The following is a 22,321-nucleotide window of genomic DNA, read 5'->3' on the forward strand; positions in this document are numbered from 1 at the left end:
TCTAAGGGAGGTAGGCCCCTTGCTAGATGTAAATAATTTTGAATTCATGAAGATTGGTTTAGCTTCACCTGAAAAGATTCGTTCCTGGTCTTATGGTGAAGTGAAAAAACCAGAAACGATTAATTATCGTACATTAAAACCAGAAAAAGATGGTCTGTTCTGCGAGCGTATTTTTGGCCCTCAAAAGGATTGGGAGTGCCATTGTGGAAAGTATAAGCGTGTACGTTATAAAGGGATTGTGTGTGACCGTTGTGGTGTTGAGGTCACTAAATCCAAAGTGCGAAGAGAGCGTATGGGGCATATTGAATTAGCTGCCCCTGTCTCTCATATCTGGTACTTTAAAGGTATACCTAGCCGTATGGGGCTTGTATTAGATATGTCTCCTCGAGCACTTGAGGAAGTTATCTACTTTGCTGCATACATCGTAACGGATGTTGGTGATACACCACTTGAAAAGAAACAATTGCTATCTGAAAGAGAGTATCGCCAGTATCGTGATAAATACGGGGCGACATTCCAGGCACAAATGGGTGCTGAAGCTATTCGTAAGCTTCTTCAGGATGTAAACTTAGATGAAGAAGTAGATACATTGAAAGAAGAATTGAAAACAGCCCAAGGTCAACGTCGAACTAGAGCTATTAAACGTTTGGAAGTTCTTGAGTCCTTCCGTAACTCTGGAAATGATCCGTCGTGGATGGTTTTAGATGTATTACCAATCATCCCGCCAGAAATTCGACCAATGGTTCAATTAGATGGAGGACGTTTTGCTACATCGGACTTAAACGACCTATACCGCCGTGTGATTAATCGAAATAATCGTTTGAAACGTTTATTGGACTTGGGTGCTCCAACGATTATTGTTCAAAACGAAAAACGCATGCTTCAGGAAGCAGTAGATGCGCTAATTGATAATGGTCGCAGAGGTCGTCCTGTTACAGGGCCGGGAAATCGTCCGTTAAAATCCTTATCTCATATGTTAAAAGGTAAGCAAGGTCGTTTCCGTCAAAACTTACTTGGTAAGCGTGTAGACTATTCCGGACGTTCTGTAATTGTGGTTGGCCCGAGCTTGAAAATGTATCAATGCGGATTGCCAAAAGAAATGGCGATTGAATTGTTTAAGCCATTTGTTATGAAAGAACTTGTAGATCGTGGAATCGCCCATAATATTAAATCAGCAAAACGAAAAATTGAACGTCTGCATCCGGAAATTTGGGATGTGCTTGAAGAAGTCATTAAAGAACACCCTGTACTGCTAAACCGTGCACCGACCCTGCACAGATTAGGTATTCAGGCATTTGAACCTACTTTGGTAGAAGGTCGTGCTATTCGCCTTCACCCATTAGTATGTACAGCGTACAATGCTGACTTTGATGGTGACCAAATGGCGGTACACGTACCATTATCAGCAGAAGCACAAGCTGAGGCGCGAGTTCTTATGCTGGCTGCTCAAAATATTCTAAACCCTAAGGATGGAAAACCAGTTGTTACTCCATCTCAGGATATGGTTTTAGGAAACTATTATCTAACGCTTGAAAGGGAAAACGCAGTAGGTGAAGGTAAAGTATTTAAAGATTTGGATGAAGCCTTAATCGCTTATCGCAACGGATATGTACACTTGCATACTCGTATCGCTGTATATGCCGGTTCTTTAAACAATCAAACCTTTACTGAAGAGCAAAATAACCAGTTGCTGCTTACTACAGTTGGTAAATTGGTCTTTAACAACATGCTGCCAAATGCGTTCCCTTATATGAACGAACCAACTCCTGAAAACTTAGAAATCAAAACACCTGAAAAGTACTTTATACCAAAGGGTGCAAATGTAACAGAAGAAATTGCTCAGCGCGATATCATTCCACCATTTAAGAAGGGCATCTTAGGTGATATCATTGCTGAAGTCTTTAAACGATATAAGATTACTGAAACATCCAAGATGCTTGATAGAATGAAGGATTTAGGATTTGAATATTCCACTAAAGCCGGTATTACGGTTGGTGTATCTGATATCGTAGTTCTTCCGGATAAACAGGAGATTCTGGATAAAGCGCAAGAAAAAATCGATAAGGTTGTTAAACAGTTCCGTCGTGGTCTGATTACTGGTGAAGAACGTTATGACCGAGTCGTTGCCATTTGGACGGAAGCAAAAGACGACATTCAAGATCGACTTATGCAATCTCTTGAACAAACAAACCCTATCTTTATGATGAGTGATTCCGGTGCACGTGGTAACGCATCGAACTTTACACAGCTTGCAGGTATGCGCGGGTTGATGGCCAACCCATCCGGACGAATCATTGAGCTTCCAATTAAGTCCAGCTTCCGCGAAGGATTAACGGTACTTGAATACTTTATTTCAACACACGGTGCACGTAAGGGTCTTGCCGATACAGCACTTAAGACTGCTGACTCTGGTTACCTCACACGTCGTCTTGTTGATGTTGCGCAGGATGTTATCGTTCGCGAAGATGACTGTGGCACCGATCGCGGTATGTGGGTAAGTGCCCTGAGAGAAGGAGACGAAATTATTGTTCCATTAATAGACCGTCTCATCGGGCGTACTGCATTTAAGACTCACCGTAATCCAGAAACAGGTGAAGTACTCATCAGACGTAATGAATATATTACGGAAGACAAAGCAAAAGAAATTGTAAATGCAGGAATTGAAGAAGTTTATATTCGTTCTGTATTCACATGTAATACAAAACACGGCGTTTGTAAGGAATGCTACGGACGTAACCTTGCTACAGGGGCAGAAGTAGAAGTTGGTGAGGCAGTCGGAATTATCGCTGCTCAATCCATTGGTGAACCTGGTACACAGCTTACCATGCGTACCTTCCACACCGGTGGGGTAGCGGGAGACGACATCACTCAAGGTCTTCCACGTATTCAAGAGCTATTTGAAGCCCGAAATCCAAAAGGTCAAGCTGTAATCAGTGAAATCTTTGGTACGGTTGAGAGCATAAATGAAACAAAAGATAAACTTGAAATCGTCGTTCAAGGCGAAGTGGAAAGTAAGTCTTACACTGTACCTTACAATGCGCGCCTGAAAGTTACAGTTGGTGATGAAGTTGAAGCCGGTCAAGAGCTAACGGAAGGTTCCGTGGACCCTAAAGAACTTCTGAAGATTAGTGGAACTAAAGCTGTACAGCAATATATTCTAAAAGAAGTTCAAAAAGTTTATCGTATGCAAGGTGTTGAAATTTCTGATAAACACGTTGAGGTTATGGCTCGTCAAATGCTTAGAAAAGTCCGTGTGGTTGAAAACGGTGATACGGATGTATTACCTGGATCACTACTCGAAACCTTCCAGTTCAAAGATGCTAACTCAAAAGCACTTAAGAGTGGTGAACAGCCTGCTGTAGGTAAACCGGTTATTCTAGGTATTACGAAAGCATCACTTGAAACAGATTCATTCTTATCAGCTGCATCCTTCCAGGAGACAACAAGAGTGCTGACAGATGCAGCAATTAAAGGAAAACGGGATGAACTATTGGGCTTGAAAGAAAATGTAATCATTGGTAAACTAGTTCCTGCTGGTACAGGAATGAATCGTTACCGTGATATTGAGATGAAGAAAAATGCTGAACCAGAAGTTGTTTCTGATGAGGTAAACGAAGAAATAACGACTCAATAATGTAAGGAAATAGGTGAATAGAGCACCTTGAATTGTACCCGAAATCAAGGTTGACTTTCCTGGTTTGGAGTGATAACATATTCAAGGTGCTTCTATTTAGCCCTGTTGCTTTGGAGGATACTTATGTCTTATGAAAAAGTAGCACAGGATAAATCGAAAGCAATAATAGGTACAAAACAAACAATGAAGGCTTTAAAGAGCGACCAGGTTTCAGAAGTGTTCGTTGCGGAAGATGCTGAACGAAGAGTAACTGAAAAGGTAGTTCGTCAGGCTAAGCTATTAGATGTTCCGGTTAAACATGTGGACTCTATGAAAAAACTAGGGAAAGCTTGCGGTATAGATGTTGGCGCAGCTACAGTCGCAATAAAGAAATAAAGTGCTGGCGATTAGATTTCGCTAAGACTTTGTTTTTTTGCCTTTTTATGAACCACCTGGATGTGTGGTATTAAAAATATGATGATGAAGGGAGGAAAACAACGATGCCAACTATTAACCAATTAGTACGTAAAGGTCGTACAACAAAAGCTGGTAAATCAGACTCTCCAGCACTGAATAAAGGTTATAACAGTTTCAAAAAGACGATGACCAACCAATCTTCACCACAAAAACGTGGCGTTTGCACACGTGTAGGTACATTAACTCCTAAGAAGCCAAACTCAGCACTACGTAAATATGCGCGTGTTCGTTTGACTAATGGTATTGAAGTTAGTGCTTACATTCCTGGTATTGGTCATAATCTTCAGGAACACAGTGTTGTATTAATTCGTGGAGGTCGTGTAAAAGACTTACCAGGTGTACGCTACCATGTTGTGCGTGGCGCTCTTGATACAGCAGGAGTTGAAGGTCGTCAGCAAGGCCGTTCCAAATACGGTACAAAAAGACCTAAGAAATAAATTTATACAAACTAGAATATCTGAACAAAATGAAAGGAGGGGAACGTATGCCTCGTAAAGGTCCAGTGGCAAAACGTGATGTATTGCCAGATCCTATTTATAATTCCAAGCTAGTAACACGTTTGATCAACCAGATTATGGTAGATGGTAAACGTGGTACTGCCCAAAAAATCTTGTACAAAGCGTTCGAATTAGTGAATGAACGCAGCGGACAAGATGCAATGGAAGTATTTGAAGAAGCTATGAAGAACGTAATGCCTGTACTTGAAGTTCGTGCTCGTCGTGTTGGTGGTTCAAACTATCAGGTACCAGTAGAAGTTCGCCCAGAACGTCGTCAAGCATTAGGTCTTCGTCATATCGTTCTATATTCTCGCCAACGCGGTGAGAAAACTATGGAAGAACGTCTTGCAAACGAAATTCTTGATGCAGCTAACAATACAGGTGCAGCTGTAAAAAGACGTGAAGATATGCATAAAATGGCAGAAGCCAATAAAGCATTTGCTCATTATCGTTGGTAATGACATTCATTCTACAAAACTATACTCTAGGAAGGAGAAAAGTTCATGGCTAGAGAGTTCTCCTTGGAAAGAACACGTAATATTGGGATAATGGCCCATATAGATGCCGGTAAAACTACCGCAACTGAACGTATTCTTTTCTATACAGGACGTATCCATAAAATTGGGGAAACGCACGAAGGTGCTTCCCAAATGGACTGGATGTCTCAAGAGCAAGAGCGCGGAATTACCATTACTTCCGCAGCTACCACTGCTCAATGGAAAGATCACCGTATCAACATTATTGATACACCAGGACACGTGGACTTCACAGTAGAAGTTGAACGTTCACTACGTGTATTAGATGGTTCTGTTGCTGTATTGGATGCCCAATCAGGTGTGGAGCCGCAAACAGAAACCGTTTGGCGCCAAGCTACAACTTATGGCGTTCCACGAGTTGTGTTTGTAAACAAAATGGATAAAGTAGGTGCCAACTTCTTATTTTCAGTTGACACTCTTCATGATCGTTTGGGTGCAAATGCACATGCTGTACAATTACCCATTGGTGCAGAAGATGAATTCGAAGGAATCATCGATCTTGTAACTATGGAAGCTTACTATTACTTGGATGATTTAGGTACTCGTGCTGAATCCAGACCTATTCCTGATGAATATAAGGAGCAAGCTGAAGAGTATCGAGGCAAACTAGTAGAAGCTGTTGCGGAATTAGATGAGGAACTCATGATGAAGTATCTTGAAGGTGAAGAGATTACAAATGAGGAACTAAAACAAGCTATCCGTACAGCAACACTAAACGTGGAATTTTATCCAGTACTAGTAGGTTCAGCCTTCAAAAACAAAGGGGTTCAATTACTAATTGATGCGGTCATTGATTACTTACCATCACCATTAGATGTACCTCCAATTGAAGGTAAAGATTCAGAAACAGGTGAGGAAGTTGTACGTAAGGCTGACGACAATGAGCCATTCTCAGCTCTTGCCTTCAAGGTAATGTCAGACCCTTATGTAGGTAAGCTCACATTCTTCCGCGTTTATTCCGGTACATTAAGTTCTGGTTCTTATATCAAGAACTCTACTAAGGATAAGCGTGAACGTGTAGGACGTATTCTGCAAATGCACGCAAACTCCCGTGAAGAAATTTCAACTGTTTATGCGGGTGACATTGCTGCAGCAGTTGGTTTAAAAGAAACAGGTACTGGTGATACTTTAGTTGATGAGAAGAGTAAAGTAATTCTTGAGTCAATGGAATTCCCTGAGCCAGTAATCTCTGTAGCTATAGAACCAAAATCTAAAGCAGACCAGGATAAGATGTCTGTTGCTTTAGGTAAATTAGCTGAAGAGGATCCAACCTTTAAGACCGAAACCAATACAGAAACAGGACAAACGATTATTTCAGGTATGGGTGAGCTTCACCTTGATATTATCGTTGATCGTTTGAAGCGCGAATTCAAAGTAGAAGCAAATATTGGTTCTCCACAAGTTGCTTATCGTGAAACATTCCGTTCATCAGCTGAAGTGGAAGGTAAGTTTGTTCGCCAATCTGGTGGACGTGGACAGTATGGTCACGTTTGGGTTAAATTTGAACCAAACGATGAAGGTGCAGGATTTGAATTTATTGATAAAATCGTCGGTGGGGTTGTCCCTCGTGAATACATTCCATCCGTAGAGCAGGGAATTCAAGAGGCTCTTGAAAATGGAGTACTTGCAGGTTACCCTCTAATCGATGTAAAAGCTACTTTATATGATGGATCTTACCATGATGTTGACTCTAACGAGATGGCCTTTAAAGTAGCAGCTTCTATGGCAGTTCGTGAAGCAAAAAGTAAATGTAACCCAGTTTTACTTGAACCAATGATGAAGGTTGAAGTGGTTATCCCAGAAGAATACATGGGTGACATTATGGGCGATGTAACATCACGTCGTGGACGTGTTGAAGGTATGGAAGCTCGCGGTAATGCACAAGTTGTAAATGCCTTCGTCCCATTATCTGAAATGTTTGGTTATGCAACTTCTCTACGTTCCAACACTCAGGGACGCGGAACTTACACGATGCACTTCAGTCATTATGAGGAAGTACCAAAATCCATTTCAGAAGAAATTATTGAAAAAAATAATGGATGATAATTGATTTTTTTATAAACATCCATTATAAATGAGTTAGAGGCTTGGGAGTGTGTTTTGTCCCAAACAAATTGCACTTCCAAGTAAACTATAAATTAAATCCATAAGAAATCATTTTTAAGGAGGAAACATAAATGGGTAAAGAAAAATTTGATCGTTCCAAATCGCACATTAACATTGGAACTATCGGTCACGTTGACCATGGTAAAACTACTTTAACTGCAGCTATCACTACTTCACTTTTCAACAAGACTGGTACAGGTGAAGCTCGTGCATACGATTCTATCGACGGTGCTCCAGAAGAGCGTGAACGTGGAATCACAATCTCCACTGCACACGTTGAGTATGAAACTGACACTCGTCACTATGCACACGTTGACTGCCCAGGACACGCTGACTACGTAAAAAACATGATTACTGGTGCTGCTCAAATGGATGGAGCTATTCTAGTTGTATCCGCAGCTGATGGCCCAATGCCACAAACTCGTGAGCACATCCTTCTTTCTCGTCAAGTTGGTGTGCCAGCTATCGTTGTATTCCTAAACAAAGTTGACATGGTAGATGACGAAGAACTACTTGAACTAGTAGAAATGGAAGTTCGTGACCTGCTTTCTGAGTATGAATTTCCTGGTGATGATGTACCAGTAATTGCAGGTTCTGCCCTTAAAGCTCTTGAAGGTGAAGAAGAATATGTAAACAAAATCTTTGAACTTATGGATGCAGTTGATGAGTACATCCCAGCTCCAGACCGTGACACTGATAAGCCATTCATGATGCCTGTTGAGGACGTATTCTCAATCACTGGTCGTGGTACAGTTGCAACAGGTCGTGTTGAGCGTGGACAAGTAAAAGTAGGTGACGATGTAGAAATCATCGGTCTTGCTGAAGACTCTTCTAAAACAACTGTAACAGGTGTTGAAATGTTCCGTAAGCTTCTAGACTATGCTGAAGCAGGTGACAACATTGGTGCACTTCTTCGTGGTGTTGCACGTGAAGATATAAACCGTGGTCAAGTGCTAGCAAAGCCTGGTTCTATTACACCACATACTAAATTTAAAGCAGAAGTTTATGTACTATCTAAAGATGAAGGTGGACGTCATACTCCATTCTTCTCAAACTATCGTCCACAGTTCTACTTCCGTACAACAGACGTAACTGGAGTTATTCAACTACCAGAAGGAGTAGAAATGGTTATGCCTGGCGATAACGTTGAAATGGCTGTTGAACTTATTTCTCCTATCGCTATCGAAGACGGTACTAAGTTCTCTATCCGTGAAGGTGGACGTACTGTAGGCGCTGGTGTTGTTTCTAAAATTGAAGAGTAAGTAAATCTTCTATAAAAAAGAAGCTATCCCATTTAAATGGGATAGCTTCTTTTAGTTTTGATTTCTTTATGTAGAGTAGGCAATGCCTGGTAAATAGATTATAATTTGTTAGCTTGCTAATAGCTAGGTACCTAAGGAAATTAAATAACGCAAACGGAAAGTAACAACATTCACACTTGGCGAAAATGGATCATTATGATAAATAATTAATAGATCTGGAAAACAGAAAATAGTATTGCATAAACGGCTTTAACAAAAAACCCCGGTAATGCGGATTAATTCGGTTATTTTTAAACAGGTAATTAAATGAACAGCAGAAACCTTTATAAAATTTCCGTTCACAGTTTAATCAGTTAAATCTACCTGATCGCCTCACCTTTCATGGTCTATCTCCATGCATTAGCCTCTCGCTGATGTCCGCCGATAAACTGCAGTTTGGGTAGGTATATTAGAATAAAAGCGGCAAATAAAGCATTGGCGATTAGAAACTCTTCCTTAACAAAATAACAAACGATTCGGAAATTAAATCCAACTGAATCTGTATGTTGAAATCAATAAAATAAGTATGTATAATAAATCAAGTGTCAATCATGCATAAAGAACGAATTCATGGTTGAAAAACGCCTTTATCTTCTATATAATAAGAAATGTTGGCTATAAAGGCGATGATGCGAAAGGTTGCCGAAACACCCGGCCCCTTTGCCATGGCGGGTGTTGGGAAATTTTCGCGGAGTATGTCTATTTAAAATGGGCGAAAAGGAGGGAAAGTAATGGCAAAAGAAAAGATTCGTATTCGTTTGAAAGCTTATGATCACAGAATTTTGGATCAATCTGCTGTGAAGATTGTGGAAACGGCAAAACGTTCTGGTGCTAATGTTTCAGGACCAATCCCGCTTCCAACGGAAAGATCGGTTTACACAGTGCTGCGTGCTGTTCACAAATATAAGGATGCACGTGAACAATTTGAAATGCGTACACATAAACGTCTAATTGATATTGTAAACCCAACACCACAGACTGTTGATTCTTTAATGCGATTGGATCTTCCGTCTGGTGTAGATATTGAAATAAAACTATAAAATTTATAAGTAAAAATAGGAGGTGTAACGGATGGCGAAAGGAATCTTAGGTCGAAAAATTGGCATGACTCAGCTTTTCTCTGAAGATGGAGAAATGGTTCCTGTAACTGTCGTTCAAGCTGACCCTAACGTAGTTTTGCAAACCAAAACACTTGAAAATGATGGTTATGAAGCTGTTCAATTGGGAATTGCCGATAAAAAGTCCGTTCGATCAAATAAACCTGAAAAGGGTCATGCTGAAAAAGCAAATACAAACCCTAAGCGCTACGTTCGCGAAATCCGTAATGCTCTTGACGAATATGAAGTTGGTCAAGAAGTAAAAGTAAACATTTTTGAACCTGGTGAAACAATAGATGTAACAGGTACTTCTAAAGGTAAAGGATTCCAAGGGGCAATTAAACGCCACAATCAATCTCGTGGTCCAATGACTCACGGTTCACATTATCATAGAAGTCCAGGTGCTATGGGTGCTATTGACCCTATGCATGTATTTAAGGGAAAGAAACTTCCTGGTCAAATGGGTGGTAACACAGTAACAATCCAAAACCTTGAAGTTGTTAAAGTAGATGAAGAGAACAATCTTCTTCTTATTAAAGGTAATGTGCCAGGTGCCAAAAAATCTTACGTAACGATTACAAGTGCAGTAAAGGCGTAAAAGACTATTAAATGAAGGGAGGATATGTCATGCCTAAAGTAGCACTATACAAACAAGACGGCTCAAATGCTGGAGATGTTGAATTAGTAGAAGCTGTCTTTGGAATTGAACCAAACACTCACGTATTACATGAAGCGGTTCAAGCTCAACAAGCTTCATTGCGTCAAGGTACGCATAAAGTTAAGAATCGTTCCGAAGTTAGTGGCGGAGGTCGTAAGCCATGGCGACAAAAAGGAACAGGCCGTGCGCGCCAAGGTTCTATCCGTTCACCACAATGGGTAGGTGGAGGAACTGTATTTGGTCCTACACCACGTAGTTATAGCTATAAACTGCCTAAAAAAGTACGTCGTTTAGCTTTAAGATCTGCCCTTTCTTCAAAAGTAAAAGATGAGAGCATTTATGTTTTAGATACTTTAGCTTTTGATGCTCCTAAAACAAAAGAAGTTATCAAAATGCTTGAAGGTTTAAGTGTTCCTGAAGATACATTGATCGTAACAGCTGAACAAGACGAAAATATTGAACGTTCTGCTAATAACATTCAAGGCGTAAAAGTGTTGACAGTTGAGCAAGTAAACGTACTTGATTTATTAACTCATGATAAGTTAGTGATTACGAAGGATGCAGCCGAAAAAGCAGGGGAGGTGCTCGCATAATGAAAGACCCACGCGATATTATTAAGCGCCCTGTCATTACGGAAGATTCAGCTGATTTAATGGTTGATAAAAAATACACTTTTGAAGTCGACCCTAAAGCGAATAAAACAGAAATTAAAAATGCAGTTGAAGTCATTTTTGGTGTTGAAGTAGATAAAGTAAACACGTTGAACCAAAAAGGTAAATTCAGAAGAATGGGACGTTATGGTGGATATCGTCCAAATCGTAAAAAGGCCGTTGTACAGCTTTCAGAAGACAGTAAAGAACTAGACTTCTTTGAAGGTGTATAAGCCGAATAATAGATATTAAAGGAGGGAAATTGAGATGGCGATCAAAAAATTCAAGCCAACCTCAAACGGTCGTCGTAACATGTCCGCATCAGACTTCGCAGAAATTACGACGAACAAACCTGAGAAAACCTTGCTTGCACCGCTAAGTAAAAAAGCTGGTCGTAATAACCAAGGTCGTTTGACTACTCGTCATCAAGGTGGCGGTCATAAGCGTAAGTATCGTATCATCGATTTCAAACGTGATAAAGATGGTATACCAGGACGCGTTGCCACTATCGAATATGATCCAAACCGTTCTGCTAACATTGCTCTTATTCATTATGCAGATGGTGAAAAACGTTATATTCTAGCACCTAAAGGTCTTCAAATAGGTCATGAAATCCAATCCGGTAAAGGTGCTGACATTAAACTTGGAAATACTTTAGAGCTTAAAGATATTCCAGTAGGTACAATCATTCATAATGTGGAATTGAAACCTGGTCGCGGCGGACAGCTTGTTCGTTCAGCAGGAGCTCAAGCACAAATTTTAGGTAGAGAAGGTAAATACGTACTTGTACGTCTTGCTTCTGGCGAGACTCGTATGATTTTGTCTTCCTGTCGTGCAACAATCGGTCAAGTTGGAAATCTTGAACACGAACTAATTAGTGTTGGTAAAGCTGGCCGTAGTCGTTGGCAAGGTAAACGTCCAACTGTACGTGGTTCCGTAATGAACCCAGTAGATCACCCTCACGGTGGTGGTGAAGGTCGTGCGCCAGTAGGACTTCCATCTCCAATGTCACCATGGGGCAAACCTACGCTTGGACTTAAGACTCGTAAACGCAACAAACAGTCTGATAAATATATTGTACGTAGACGTAAGAAATAATAGCGGGATTGAAAGGCAATTTATCATTCATTTAGTCTATCAATCGCGAAGGGAGGTTTACTGATGGGTCGTAGTTTGAAAAAAGGACCTTTCGTGGATGATCATTTAATGAAGAAAGTTGAAAACTTGAACGAATCTAATAAAAAGCAAGTAATTAAGACTTGGTCTCGTCGTTCAACTATTTTCCCTAATTTTGTAGGGCACACAATTGCGGTATATGATGGACGCAAACATGTACCTGTTTATATTACGGAAGATATGGTCGGTCATAAATTAGGTGAATTTGCACCTACACGTACTTTCAAAGGTCATGCCGGCGACGATAAAAAAACAAAACGCTAATGAGAGGAGGCACACAAGATGCAAGCTAAAGCCGTTGCAAAAACTGTTCGTATCGCTCCTCGTAAGGCTCGCTTAGTGGTTGACTTAATTCGAGGAAAAGATGTTGGCGAAGCTTTTGCTATTTTAAATCACACAAATCGTGCGGCTTCTCCAATTGTAGAGAAAGTGTTAAAATCTGCTGTTGCTAACGCAGAACACAATTATGAATTGGATCCTGAGAGCTTAGTTATTTCAGAAGCATTTGTAAATGAGGGAGTTACATTGAAACGTTTCCGCCCTCGTGCTCAAGGTCGCGCAACTCAAATTAACAAACGCACTAGCCATATTACGGTTATGGTATCAGAAAAGAAGGAGGGATAATCTGTGGGTCAAAAAGTTAATCCTGTAGGTCTACGAGTAGGCGTTATTCGTGACTGGGAATCAAAATGGTACGCAGGAAATGAATATTCAGATCTATTACATGAAGATATTAAAATTCGTGAATATATTGAAAACCGCCTAAAAGATGCTGCCCTTTCTTCCGTTGAGATTGAACGTGCAGCAAGCCGTATCAATGTTACTGTTCACACAGCTAAGCCAGGAATGGTAATCGGTAAAGGTGGTTCTGAAGTCGAAGCACTTCGTAAATCATTAAACAATCTAACGGGTAAGAAGGTTCACATCAACATTGTTGAAGTGAAAAAGCCTGAATTAGATGCAACACTAGTTGCTGATAACATTGCCCGTCAATTAGAAAATCGTGTTTCATTCCGTCGTGTTCAAAAACAAGCTATTCAAAGAGCTATGCGTGCTGGCGCAAAAGGTATCAGAACTCAAGTTTCTGGTCGTCTAGGCGGCGCTGACATCGCTCGTGCTGAAGATTACAGTGAAGGAACTGTACCACTACACACCCTTCGTGCAGACATTGATTATGGAACTGCAGAGGCAGACACCACTTATGGTAAGCTAGGTGTTAAAGTGTGGATTTATCGTGGTGAAGTCCTTCCAACGAAGAAAGAAGATTAAGGAAGGGGGAAAAGCAAAATGTTAATGCCTAAACGTGTTAAATATCGTAAACAATTTCGTGGTAACCTAAAAGGCCGTGCAAAAGGTGGTACGAGTGTTTCCTTTGGTGAATACGGTCTTCAAGCGGTTGATGGTGCTTGGATTACAAGCCGTCAAATTGAAGCTGCTCGTATTGCGATGACTCGTTACATGAAGCGTGGAGGTAAAGTTTGGATCAAAATCTTTCCAGATAAACCGAAAACAGCTAAGCCACTAGAAGTCCGCATGGGTTCCGGTAAAGGTGCTCCAGAAGGATGGGTAGCGGTTGTTAAACCTGGAAAAATTATGTTTGAAGTAGCAGGTGTTTCTGAAGAAGTTGCTCGCGAAGCATTACGTCTTGCTTCTCACAAACTACCGATTAAGACCAAATTTGTAAAACGTGAAGAAATTGGTGGTGAAAATAATGAAGGCTAATGAAATAAGAGATCTAACCACTGCCGAAATTGAACAAAAAGTTAAGTCTTTAAAAGAAGAGCTTTTTAATTTGCGTTTCCAACTGGCTACAGGTCAGCTTGAAAATACTGCCCGTATCCGTGAAGTTCGTAAATCAATTGCTCGTATGAAGACCGTTGTACGTGAAAGAGAGCTTGCTGAGTGATTTCAATAATTTGAGAGGAGGTATACCTCGATGAGCGAACGTAACAATCGTAAAGTTTATACTGGACGTGTGGTTTCCGATAAAATGGACAAAACCATCACTGTATTAGTTGAGACTTATAAATTCCATTCTTTATATGGAAAACGAGTTAAGTATTCTAAGAAATTTAAAGCACACGATGAAAATAATCAGGCTAAAAAAGGTGACGTTGTAACCATTATGGAAACTCGCCCACTTTCAGCTACAAAACGTTTCCGTTTAGTTGAAGTTGTTGAAGAAGCGGTTATTATATAATATTTCAGAAGCATAACGCATTTTGAAGGGAGGTCACACCGCTATGATCCAACAGGAAAGTCGATTAAAAGTTGCGGATAACTCTGGTGCTCGCGAAGTATCAACTATTAAAGTACTAGGTGGTTCAGGACGTAAGACTGCGAATATTGGTGATGTAATTGTTTGTTCTGTAAAGCAAGCAACACCAGGAGGCGTTGTCAAAAAAGGCGAAGTAGTAAAAGCTGTTATTGTACGTTCAAAGAGCGGCGTTCGTCGTAAAGATGGTTCCTACATTCGTTTTGATGAAAATGCAGCTGTGATTATTCGTGATGATAAAGGTCCACGAGGTACACGTATCTTCGGACCAGTTGCCCGTGAGTTACGTGACAATAAATTTATGAAAATTGTTTCTTTAGCTCCAGAAGTTTTATAAAAACCTAATTACGAAAAGCCTTGTAAGGAGGTGCACGAGTCATGCATGTGAAAAAAGGTGACAAAGTTATGGTTATCTCAGGTAAGGATAAAGGCAAACAAGGAACAGTCCTTGAAGCTTTCCCAAAGAAAGATCGGGTTCTTGTGGAAGGCGTTAATCTTGTGAAAAAACACGCGAAGCCTTCTCAGGACAATCCGCAAGGCGGGATTTTAACACAAGAAGCTGCTATTCATGTTTCAAACGTTATGCCAGTTGATCCAAAATCCGGTGAACCAACACGAGTTGGTTATAGTGAAGAAAATGGTAAAAAAGTACGTATTGCAAAAAAATCCGGTGAACCATTAGATAAATAAGTCTAACGGCGAAAGGAGGGCTTAAAAGATGAACGAACTCAAATCAAAATATCAAAACGAAGTTATTCCATCATTAATGGAAAAATTCAATTATGATTCTGTTATGGAAGTACCACAAATCGAAAAGATTGTAATCAATATGGGTGTTGGTGATGCTGTACAAAATGCGAAAGCACTTGATAACGCAGTAGAAGAGCTAACCCTCATTTCAGGACAAAAGCCAGTTGTTACACGTGCAAAAAAATCAATTGCAGGCTTCCGTCTGCGTGAAGGTATGCCAATCGGTGCAAAAGTAACCCTTCGTGGAGAACGGATGTATGAGTTTCTACAAAAACTTATAGCTGTTTCTCTACCACGTGTACGTGACTTCCGTGGGGTTTCAAACAAAGCATTTGATGGACGTGGAAATTACACTTTAGGTGTAAAAGAACAATTGATTTTCCCTGAAATTGATTACGATAAAGTAGATAAAGTTCGTGGAATGGATATTGTGATTGTTTCAAGCGCTAATACTGATGAAGAAGCTCGTGAACTTCTAACTCAGTTCGGTATGCCATTCAGAAAATAGTTCCTAGATAAAAGGAGGGTAATCATGGCCAAAAAATCAATGATTGCGAAACAAAAACGCCAGCAAAAGTTTAAAGTTCGTGAATACACTCGTTGTGAAAGATGTGGACGCCCACATTCTGTTATCCGTAAATTTAAACTTTGCCGTATTTGTTTCCGTGAATTAGCCTATAAAGGTCAAATTCCAGGCGTTAAAAAAGCTAGTTGGTAAACCCCAATAGGGAAGGAGGTAATATAAAATGACTATGACAGATCCAATTGCAGATATGCTAACTCGTATTCGTAACGCAAACATGGTACGTCATGAAAAACTAGAAGTCCCTGCTTCTAAACTAAAACAGGAAATTGCAGACATTTTAAAGCGTGAAGGTTTCATTCGTGACTATGAATTTGTTAGTGATGATAAACAAGGAATTATCCGTCTATTCCTTAAATACGGATCCAACAATGAGCGTGTAATTACAGGTCTTAAGAAGATCAGTAAGCCTGGACTACGTGTTTATGCAAAAGCTGATGAACTTCCACGTGTTCTTAACGGTCTAGGTGTAGCAGTTGTATCAACTTCAAAAGGTGTATTAACCGATAAAGAAGCCCGTCAACAAGCCGTTGGTGGCGAAGTACTTGCATATATTTGGTAATTCATTACGTCAGGAGGTGTAGAGAATGTCTCGTGTAGGTTTTAAACCAGTTGAAATTCCTGAAGGGGTAGAAGTGAAAGTAAACGAAGGTAACATTGAAGTAAAAGGGCCAAAAGGCGAATTGGCTCGCTCTTTTAACCCTGACATGAATATTAAAATTGAAGATAACGTTCTAATGGTTGAACGTCCAAGTGATAGTAAAGAACACCGTGCTTTGCATGGAACAACCAGAAGCTTAATCAGTAACATGGTTGAAGGAGTTTCTAAAGGATTTGAAAAAGCTTTAGAAATTACTGGTGTTGGTTACCGTGCTCAAAAACAAGGTGATAAAGTTGTTGTGAATGCCGGCTATTCACATCCAGTTGAAATTGAAGCGATTGAAGGCATAGAGCTTGATGTACCTTCTAATACCAAGATTGTTGTAAAAGGTATCGATAAAGAAAAAGTTGGTGCAGTAGCTGCTAACATTCGTGCTATCCGTACACCTGAGCCTTACAAAGGTAAAGGAATTCGCTATGAGGGCGAATATGTACGCCGTAAAGAAGGTAAGACAGCTAAATAATGTTCATGTAAGGACAGAAAGGAGTGACCCAAATGATCGCAAAGCAGGACAAAAACGCTGTGCGTAAAAAACGCCACACACGTATGCGTCGAAATTTATTCGGTACAGAATCCCGCCCACGTTTAAATGTGTATCGTTCAAATAAACACATTTATGCACAATTAATTGATGACATCAATGGTGTTACAGTTGCGAGTGCATCAACTGTGGATAAAGAATTTGACCTTGATACAACTGGTAATGTTGAAGCTGCCAAGAAGGTTGGCGAAATTGTTGCTAAACGTGCTTTGGATAAAGGTTTCAAATCAGTTGTATTTGATCGCGGAGGTTACTTATATCACGGACGTGTAAAGGCCTTGGCTGATAGTGCTCGTGAAGCAGGTCTTGAATTTTAATCGTAAAAAGGAGGGAAAATGATGCGTACAAATATCGATCCAAACAAATTGGATATTGAAGAACGTGTAGTTACAGTTAACCGAGTAGCGAAAGTTGTGAAAGGTGGACGTCGTTTCCGTTTTACAGCTCTAGTTGTTGTGGGAGATAAAAATGGCCATGTAGGTTTTGGTACAGGTAAAGCGCAGGAAGTACCTGAAGCCATCCGCAAGGCTATTGAAGATGGTAAGAAGAATCTAGTTGAGGTACCTATCGTTGGTACAACAATTCCGCATGAAATTCATGGTGAATTTGGTGCTGGTAATATCCTTCTAAAACCTGCTGCTGAAGGTACAGGAGTAATTGCTGGAGGACCAGTTCGTGCGGTATTAGAACTTGCTGGTATTGGCGATATCCTATCCAAATCTCTAGGTTCCAATACACCAATTAACATGGTTCGCGCAACAGTGAACGGATTAAATAATCTTAAACGTGCTGAAGATGTTGCAAAACTTCGTGGCAAATCAGTAGAAGAATTGCAAGGATAAGGAGGGAAAAAACATGGCCAATAAAATAGAAGTTACCCTCACTAGAAGCTTAATCGGTAGACCAGAGGATCAACGTGCTACTGTAAAAGCATTAGGACTTAAGAAGATTAATCAGAAAGCTGTTCATGAGGATACACCACAGATTCGCGGTATGGTGAATAAAGTGTCCCATCTTGTAACTGTAGAAGAAGCTTAGTGTAAAAATAGTTTAAGAGGAGGTGCAACCATGAAACTACATGAATTGAAGTCTGAAGAAGGTACTCGTAAAAAACGTAATCGAGTAGGACGTGGAATGTCATCAGGTAATGGTAAGACATCCGGGCGTGGCCATAAAGGACAAAAAGCTCGTTCAGGCGGCGGTACTCGTCCAGGCTTTGAAGGTGGTCAAATGCCATTATTCCAACGCCTTCCAAAACGTGGTTTTACCAACATTCATCGTAAAGAGTATGCAGTTATAAACCTTGAAGCTTTAAACCGCTTCGAGGATGGTACTGAAGTAACTCCAGAACTGTTGATAGAAACAGGTGTTGTAAGCAAGCTAAAAGCTGGAGTAAAAGTACTTGCAAAAGGTAATCTTGAAAAGAAATTAACTGTAAAAGCTCATAAGTTCTCTGCTTCCGCTAAAGAAGCGATCGAAGCAGCGGGCGGTCAAACTGAGGTGATTTAATGTTCCGTACTCTCTCCAATTTTATGCGCGTAGCTGATATTAGGCGGAAAATTTTATATACCCTAATGGCACTGTTTATTTTCCGCTTAGGTACTTTTATACCTGTTCCATTTACAGATAAGAATGCTATTGACTTTATGAACCAATCCAATGTATTTGGATTTCTGAATACATTTGGCGGGGGAGCTTTAAGTCAATTTTCCATTTTTGCTATGGGGATTATGCCTTACATTACGGCATCCATTGTCGTTCAATTGTTACAAATGGATGTCGTTCCTAAGTTTACAGAATGGAAAAAGCAAGGTGAAATGGGACGTAAAAAACTGGCACAAGTGACACGTTATGGTACAGTTGTTCTGGCTTTTGTTCAGGCAATTGGAATGTCAGTGGGATTTAATGCGATGACAGGTGGTCAGTTGATTCAAAATCCTGGTCCGTTAAAATTCGTTATGATTGCAGTTGTACTTACTGCAGGTACTACATTCCTTATGTGGCTTGGTGAACAAATCACAGCCAATGGGGTAGGGAATGGTATTTCGATTTTAATTTTTGCAGGTATTGTTGCAGCCATTCCAAATGGCATTAATCAACTGTATGAACAATATATTACTGATGCAGGAGATCAATTGTTTATCAACTTGGTTATCCTGGCATTGATTGTGCTTGTTATACTTGCCGTTGTTGTAGGTGTTATCTTCATTCAACAGGCATTACGTAAAATTCCTGTTCAATATGCTAAACGACTTGTAAATCGTTCCCCGGTTGGTGGACAGTCAACACACTTGCCTTTAAAAGTTAACGCAGCCGGAGTTATCCCGGTTATTTTTGCCATTTCTTTCATCATAGCACCAAGAACGGTTGCACAGTTCTTTGAAGGTAATGTTGCAAGCTTTATTGAGCGAGTATTTAACTATCAGGAACCAATTGGTATGGTGATTTACATTGCGTTGATTATTGCATTTTCATATTTCTATACATTTGTGCAGGTCAATCCAGAACAAATGGCTGATAACCTAAAAAAACAAGGTGGATATGTACCAGGTATTCGTCCTGGTAAGAATACAGAAACGTATCTTACACGTGTTATGTATCGTCTAACCTTTGTTGGTTCAATCTTTCTTGCATCTGTAGCTGTACTGCCAATCATTTTAGGATCGGTAGCTGGTCTTCCTTCTGCTGTTCAAATTGGCGGAACGAGCTTGCTCATTGTAGTAAGTGTAGGGCTTGAAACGATGAAACAACTGGAAAGTCAATTGGTCAAACGCCATTATACAGGATTTATTAAGTAAAGAAAGTAGCAGCTTCGAATGGTAAATGAGAGCGAGGGGAAAAGCATGAATTTAATTTTAATGGGTCTGCCAGGTGCCGGAAAAGGTACGCAAGCAGAAAAAATTGTTGAAAAGTATGGAATCCCTCATATCTCAACAGGAGATATGTTCCGCTCAGCTATTAAAGAAGGCACTGAATTAGGTAAAAAAGCTAAGTCCTTCATGGATAAAGGTGAACTTGTACCAGATGAGGTAACAATTGGTATTGTTCGAGAACGATTAGGTAAACCTGATTGTAAGAATGGATTTTTACTAGATGGATTTCCACGAACCATTGCACAAGCAGAAGCTCTTGAAAATCTTTTGGATGATATGAATTCTAAGATTAATTATGTGCTTCATATTGAAGTTCCAAAAGAAAAGCTTGTTGATCGTTTAACAGGTCGTCGTATTTGTCCGAAGTGTGGGGCAACTTACCATGTTGAATTCAATCCGCCTGAAGTGGATGGAAAATGTGATATAGATGGCGAGAAGTTAATACAACGTGAGGATGATCAGCCTGACACTGTAAAAAATCGATTAGAAGTTAATATGGATCAGGCAAAGCCATTATTAGATTTCTATGACGAAAAAGGCTATCTTGTTACGATAGATGGGGACCGGGAAATTGATCAGGTATTCCAGGATATTGATGAGAAACTTGGGAAGATTTCTTCATAATCATTTGCAAAACTCCTTAAGAAATTGTTATGATGCGAGAGTCTTATCCTATTCTTTTTAGCATCAACATGTTATATCAGAAGAAAAGGCTTATGATTTTCTATACATGAGCACCTTTCTGGAGGTATAATAGACGTTGTGAAAGAATGTTCTTTCATATAAGTATAGATTTTGATGATGGGATTCCTATGATTAGAGAAGAATCAATCTTATAATAAATGAAGGTTTATACCCGACCATATATTGTTTATGAGCATATAATTAATCGTTGCTTGAGGATGTTTTAAAACGAAAGCCCCAAGTGAAGGTGATGATATTTGAGTGATCCAGGGTCGAGTCCGCAAATAGGTCAAATTGTACGGATCTCAAAAGGCCGAGAAGCCGGACAGTATGCAATTGTTATTGAGGTTGTTGAGGGACGTTCTGTTTTATTAGCTGATGGTGAAAAGCGTAAGTTTGATAAGCCTAAGCTAAAGAATATCCAGCATATCGAATTATGTGAATATGTTTCACCTGAAGTGAGAAACAGCTTATTAGAGACTGGTCGAGTGACAAACGGTAAATTGCGTTTTGCCTTATCAAAATTCATCAATGAAAACTTGATTGATTTGAAGAAGGGAGATCAACTCGATGGCGAAAGATGATGTAATTGAAATGGAAGGTAAAGTAGTAGAGACTTTACCCAATGCAATGTTTAAAGTGGAGTTAGAAAATGGCCATACGGTTTTGGCCCATGTTTCCGGAAAAATTCGTATGCATTTTATACGAATATTGGCTGGAGACAAGGTAACTGTTGAACTATCTCCATACGATTTAACAAGAGGTCGAATTGTCTACCGTTATAAGTAAATACTCCGAGTAAAAGGAGGTAAGAGTGAAATGAAGGTAAAACCGTCTGTTAAACCAATGTGCGAAAAGTGCAAAGTTATTCGTCGTAAAGGTAAAGTAATGGTGATATGTGAAAACCCTAAACACAAACAAAAACAAGGATAATAAAGGAGGTGCTTGTATAAATGGCACGTATTGCAGGTATTGATATTCCTCGTGATAAAAGAGTTGTTGTTTCTTTGACATACATTTACGGAATTGGTAAATCTACTGCTGCACAAGTTGTAGAAGATGCAGGTGTATCCCCTGATACTCGTGTGCGTGATCTTACAGAGGATGAACTTGGTCGCATTCGTACTGAGGTAAACAACCTAACTGTTGAAGGTGACCTTCGTCGTGAAACTTCTTTAAACATTAAACGTTTAATCGAAATTGGTTCATACCGCGGTATCCGTCATCGTCGTGGTTTACCACTAAGAGGTCAAAAGACGAAAAATAACTCCCGTACTCGTAAAGGTCCAAAACGTACAATCGCTAATAAGAGAAAATAACTTTAAAAAGGAGGTTAGCTAAACTATGGCTCGTAAATCTACAGCAGCTCGCAGAAAGCGTAAAGTGAAAAAGAATATAGAGACGGGTGTGGCACATATCCGTTCTACATTTAACAACACCATTGTTACCATCACAGATACTCAAGGAAATTCCCTTGCATGGAGCAGTGCTGGTGCATTGGGCTTTAAAGGATCCCGTAAATCAACACCATTTGCTGCACAAATGGCTGCAGAGGCGGCAGCTAAAGCATCTATGGAACATGGTGTGAAATCTATTGAAGTAGCTGTAAAAGGACCTGGTGCAGGCCGGGAAGCAGCTATTCGTGCCCTTCAAGCTGCAGGGCTTGAAGTAACTGCCATCGCTGATGTGACACCGGTGCCTCATAATGGGTGCCGCCCACCAAAACGTCGTCGTGTATAATCGTTTTGTATAGACATTTGTTACCCTGTCTATAATGGGTTATGATAGCTTATACACCAAGCACGCTTGCAGCAGGACATTTAGTTTCACGTGAAGACACGAG

General features: G+C 40.1%; 34 protein-coding genes. All 34 read left to right on the forward strand.

Features of this window, described 5'->3' with window-relative positions:
- Positions 1-19: 19 nt before the first annotated feature.
- The 34 genes from rpoC to rpsK all read left to right on the forward strand — a co-directional run bounded on the left by rpoC (position 20) and on the right by rpsK (position 22,218).
- Positions 20-3,634 (forward strand): DNA-directed RNA polymerase subunit beta', encoded by a 3,615-nt coding sequence (gene rpoC / locus BMX63_RS15645; RefSeq protein WP_093137270.1) that lies wholly within the window; start codon positions 20-22, stop codon positions 3,632-3,634.
- 123 nt (positions 3,635-3,757) lie between these two features.
- A complete protein-coding gene (locus BMX63_RS15650; RefSeq protein ID WP_093137272.1) occupies positions 3,758-4,009 on the forward strand; it encodes a 50S ribosomal protein L7ae-like protein in 252 nt (83 codons plus the stop codon).
- Between the two features lie 104 nt (positions 4,010-4,113).
- Positions 4,114-4,527 (forward strand): 30S ribosomal protein S12, encoded by a 414-nt coding sequence (rpsL, locus tag BMX63_RS15655; protein ID WP_093137274.1) that lies wholly within the window; start codon positions 4,114-4,116, stop codon positions 4,525-4,527.
- 47 nt (positions 4,528-4,574) lie between these two features.
- Complete coding sequence (gene rpsG / locus BMX63_RS15660; RefSeq protein WP_093137276.1) at positions 4,575-5,045, forward strand: 30S ribosomal protein S7; 471 nt, start codon at positions 4,575-4,577, stop codon at positions 5,043-5,045.
- A gap of 45 nt (positions 5,046-5,090) precedes the next feature.
- Complete coding sequence (gene fusA, locus BMX63_RS15665; RefSeq protein ID WP_093137277.1) at positions 5,091-7,166, forward strand: elongation factor G; 2,076 nt, start codon at positions 5,091-5,093, stop codon at positions 7,164-7,166.
- A 134-nt stretch (positions 7,167-7,300) separates the two neighbouring features.
- Positions 7,301-8,491: an elongation factor Tu gene (gene tuf, locus BMX63_RS15670; RefSeq protein WP_093137279.1), complete on the forward strand. Its 1,191-nt coding sequence runs from the start codon at positions 7,301-7,303 to the stop codon at positions 8,489-8,491.
- A gap of 770 nt (positions 8,492-9,261) precedes the next feature.
- Positions 9,262-9,570, forward strand: a complete 309-nt coding sequence (rpsJ, locus tag BMX63_RS15675; protein WP_093137280.1) for a 30S ribosomal protein S10 — start codon at positions 9,262-9,264, stop codon at positions 9,568-9,570.
- 31 nt (positions 9,571-9,601) lie between these two features.
- Positions 9,602-10,225 carry a 50S ribosomal protein L3 gene (gene rplC / locus BMX63_RS15680; RefSeq protein ID WP_093137282.1) on the forward strand — a complete coding sequence of 208 codons (624 nt, stop codon included), beginning with the start codon at positions 9,602-9,604 and terminating at the stop codon, positions 10,223-10,225.
- Between the two features lie 29 nt (positions 10,226-10,254).
- Positions 10,255-10,878: a 50S ribosomal protein L4 gene (rplD, locus tag BMX63_RS15685; protein ID WP_093137283.1), complete on the forward strand. Its 624-nt coding sequence runs from the start codon at positions 10,255-10,257 to the stop codon at positions 10,876-10,878.
- Entirely contained in the window at positions 10,878-11,168 is a 291-nt protein-coding gene (gene rplW / locus BMX63_RS15690; protein ID WP_093137285.1) for a 50S ribosomal protein L23, read from the forward strand. The genes rplD and rplW overlap by 1 nt, the downstream gene beginning before the upstream one ends.
- Before the next feature lie 34 nt (positions 11,169-11,202).
- The gene (rplB, locus tag BMX63_RS15695; protein ID WP_093137287.1) at positions 11,203-12,033 is read left to right on the forward strand and encodes a 50S ribosomal protein L2; all 831 of its coding nucleotides are present in this window, start codon (positions 11,203-11,205) and stop codon (positions 12,031-12,033) included.
- A gap of 63 nt (positions 12,034-12,096) precedes the next feature.
- Positions 12,097-12,375, forward strand: a complete 279-nt coding sequence (gene rpsS / locus BMX63_RS15700; protein WP_093137288.1) for a 30S ribosomal protein S19 — start codon at positions 12,097-12,099, stop codon at positions 12,373-12,375.
- A gap of 18 nt (positions 12,376-12,393) precedes the next feature.
- The gene (gene rplV, locus BMX63_RS15705) at positions 12,394-12,735 is read left to right on the forward strand and encodes a 50S ribosomal protein L22 (RefSeq protein WP_093137290.1); all 342 of its coding nucleotides are present in this window, start codon (positions 12,394-12,396) and stop codon (positions 12,733-12,735) included.
- A 3-nt stretch (positions 12,736-12,738) separates the two neighbouring features.
- On the forward strand, positions 12,739-13,380 hold the full coding sequence (gene rpsC, locus BMX63_RS15710) for a 30S ribosomal protein S3 (protein WP_093137291.1): 642 nt from the start codon (positions 12,739-12,741) through the stop codon (positions 13,378-13,380).
- Between the two features lie 18 nt (positions 13,381-13,398).
- Positions 13,399-13,833, forward strand: a complete 435-nt coding sequence (rplP, locus tag BMX63_RS15715; RefSeq protein WP_044153348.1) for a 50S ribosomal protein L16 — start codon at positions 13,399-13,401, stop codon at positions 13,831-13,833.
- Positions 13,823-14,017 (forward strand): 50S ribosomal protein L29, encoded by a 195-nt coding sequence (gene rpmC / locus BMX63_RS15720; protein WP_044153347.1) that lies wholly within the window; start codon positions 13,823-13,825, stop codon positions 14,015-14,017. The genes rplP and rpmC overlap by 11 nt, the downstream gene beginning before the upstream one ends.
- A gap of 30 nt (positions 14,018-14,047) precedes the next feature.
- Positions 14,048-14,311 carry a 30S ribosomal protein S17 gene (gene rpsQ, locus BMX63_RS15725; RefSeq protein ID WP_093137293.1) on the forward strand — a complete coding sequence of 88 codons (264 nt, stop codon included), beginning with the start codon at positions 14,048-14,050 and terminating at the stop codon, positions 14,309-14,311.
- A 43-nt stretch (positions 14,312-14,354) separates the two neighbouring features.
- Complete coding sequence (rplN, locus tag BMX63_RS15730; protein ID WP_044153345.1) at positions 14,355-14,723, forward strand: 50S ribosomal protein L14; 369 nt, start codon at positions 14,355-14,357, stop codon at positions 14,721-14,723.
- Between the two features lie 41 nt (positions 14,724-14,764).
- Positions 14,765-15,076 carry a 50S ribosomal protein L24 gene (gene rplX / locus BMX63_RS15735; RefSeq protein ID WP_093137295.1) on the forward strand — a complete coding sequence of 104 codons (312 nt, stop codon included), beginning with the start codon at positions 14,765-14,767 and terminating at the stop codon, positions 15,074-15,076.
- Positions 15,077-15,104: 28 nt separating this feature from the next.
- Positions 15,105-15,644 (forward strand): 50S ribosomal protein L5, encoded by a 540-nt coding sequence (rplE, locus tag BMX63_RS15740; RefSeq protein WP_093137296.1) that lies wholly within the window; start codon positions 15,105-15,107, stop codon positions 15,642-15,644.
- Positions 15,645-15,668: 24 nt separating this feature from the next.
- A complete protein-coding gene (locus BMX63_RS15745; protein ID WP_044153340.1) occupies positions 15,669-15,854 on the forward strand; it encodes a type Z 30S ribosomal protein S14 in 186 nt (61 codons plus the stop codon).
- Between the two features lie 28 nt (positions 15,855-15,882).
- Positions 15,883-16,281 carry a 30S ribosomal protein S8 gene (gene rpsH / locus BMX63_RS15750; protein ID WP_093137298.1) on the forward strand — a complete coding sequence of 133 codons (399 nt, stop codon included), beginning with the start codon at positions 15,883-15,885 and terminating at the stop codon, positions 16,279-16,281.
- Positions 16,282-16,306: 25 nt separating this feature from the next.
- Complete coding sequence (gene rplF, locus BMX63_RS15755) at positions 16,307-16,843, forward strand: 50S ribosomal protein L6 (RefSeq protein ID WP_093137300.1); 537 nt, start codon at positions 16,307-16,309, stop codon at positions 16,841-16,843.
- 32 nt (positions 16,844-16,875) lie between these two features.
- Positions 16,876-17,238: a 50S ribosomal protein L18 gene (rplR, locus tag BMX63_RS15760; protein ID WP_093137301.1), complete on the forward strand. Its 363-nt coding sequence runs from the start codon at positions 16,876-16,878 to the stop codon at positions 17,236-17,238.
- Positions 17,239-17,256: 18 nt separating this feature from the next.
- The gene (rpsE, locus tag BMX63_RS15765) at positions 17,257-17,763 is read left to right on the forward strand and encodes a 30S ribosomal protein S5 (protein ID WP_342733455.1); all 507 of its coding nucleotides are present in this window, start codon (positions 17,257-17,259) and stop codon (positions 17,761-17,763) included.
- A gap of 13 nt (positions 17,764-17,776) precedes the next feature.
- Positions 17,777-17,959, forward strand: a complete 183-nt coding sequence (gene rpmD, locus BMX63_RS15770) for a 50S ribosomal protein L30 (protein WP_093137304.1) — start codon at positions 17,777-17,779, stop codon at positions 17,957-17,959.
- Between the two features lie 30 nt (positions 17,960-17,989).
- Positions 17,990-18,430, forward strand: coding sequence for a 50S ribosomal protein L15 (gene rplO / locus BMX63_RS15775; protein WP_093137306.1), 441 nt, complete (start codon positions 17,990-17,992; stop codon positions 18,428-18,430).
- Positions 18,430-19,719, forward strand: coding sequence for a preprotein translocase subunit SecY (gene secY / locus BMX63_RS15780; RefSeq protein WP_093137308.1), 1,290 nt, complete (start codon positions 18,430-18,432; stop codon positions 19,717-19,719). The genes rplO and secY overlap by 1 nt, the downstream gene beginning before the upstream one ends.
- 45 nt (positions 19,720-19,764) lie before the next feature.
- Complete coding sequence (locus BMX63_RS15785; RefSeq protein ID WP_093137310.1) at positions 19,765-20,418, forward strand: adenylate kinase; 654 nt, start codon at positions 19,765-19,767, stop codon at positions 20,416-20,418.
- Positions 20,419-20,735: 317 nt separating this feature from the next.
- Complete coding sequence (locus BMX63_RS15790; RefSeq protein ID WP_093137312.1) at positions 20,736-21,062, forward strand: KOW domain-containing RNA-binding protein; 327 nt, start codon at positions 20,736-20,738, stop codon at positions 21,060-21,062.
- Positions 21,049-21,267 carry a translation initiation factor IF-1 gene (infA, locus tag BMX63_RS15795; protein WP_093137314.1) on the forward strand — a complete coding sequence of 73 codons (219 nt, stop codon included), beginning with the start codon at positions 21,049-21,051 and terminating at the stop codon, positions 21,265-21,267. Before BMX63_RS15790 ends, infA begins: the two co-directional genes overlap by 14 nt.
- 30 nt (positions 21,268-21,297) lie before the next feature.
- Positions 21,298-21,411, forward strand: coding sequence for a 50S ribosomal protein L36 (rpmJ, locus tag BMX63_RS15800; protein ID WP_044153295.1), 114 nt, complete (start codon positions 21,298-21,300; stop codon positions 21,409-21,411).
- A gap of 20 nt (positions 21,412-21,431) precedes the next feature.
- Entirely contained in the window at positions 21,432-21,797 is a 366-nt protein-coding gene (gene rpsM / locus BMX63_RS15805; RefSeq protein WP_093137315.1) for a 30S ribosomal protein S13, read from the forward strand.
- A gap of 25 nt (positions 21,798-21,822) precedes the next feature.
- A complete protein-coding gene (gene rpsK, locus BMX63_RS15810; RefSeq protein ID WP_093137317.1) occupies positions 21,823-22,218 on the forward strand; it encodes a 30S ribosomal protein S11 in 396 nt (131 codons plus the stop codon).
- Positions 22,219-22,321 lie beyond the last annotated feature (103 nt).

Origin of the sequence: Salinibacillus kushneri (assembly GCF_900111405.1) — a bacterium.
Classification (GTDB): domain Bacteria; phylum Bacillota; class Bacilli; order Bacillales; family Alkalibacillaceae; genus Salinibacillus; species Salinibacillus kushneri.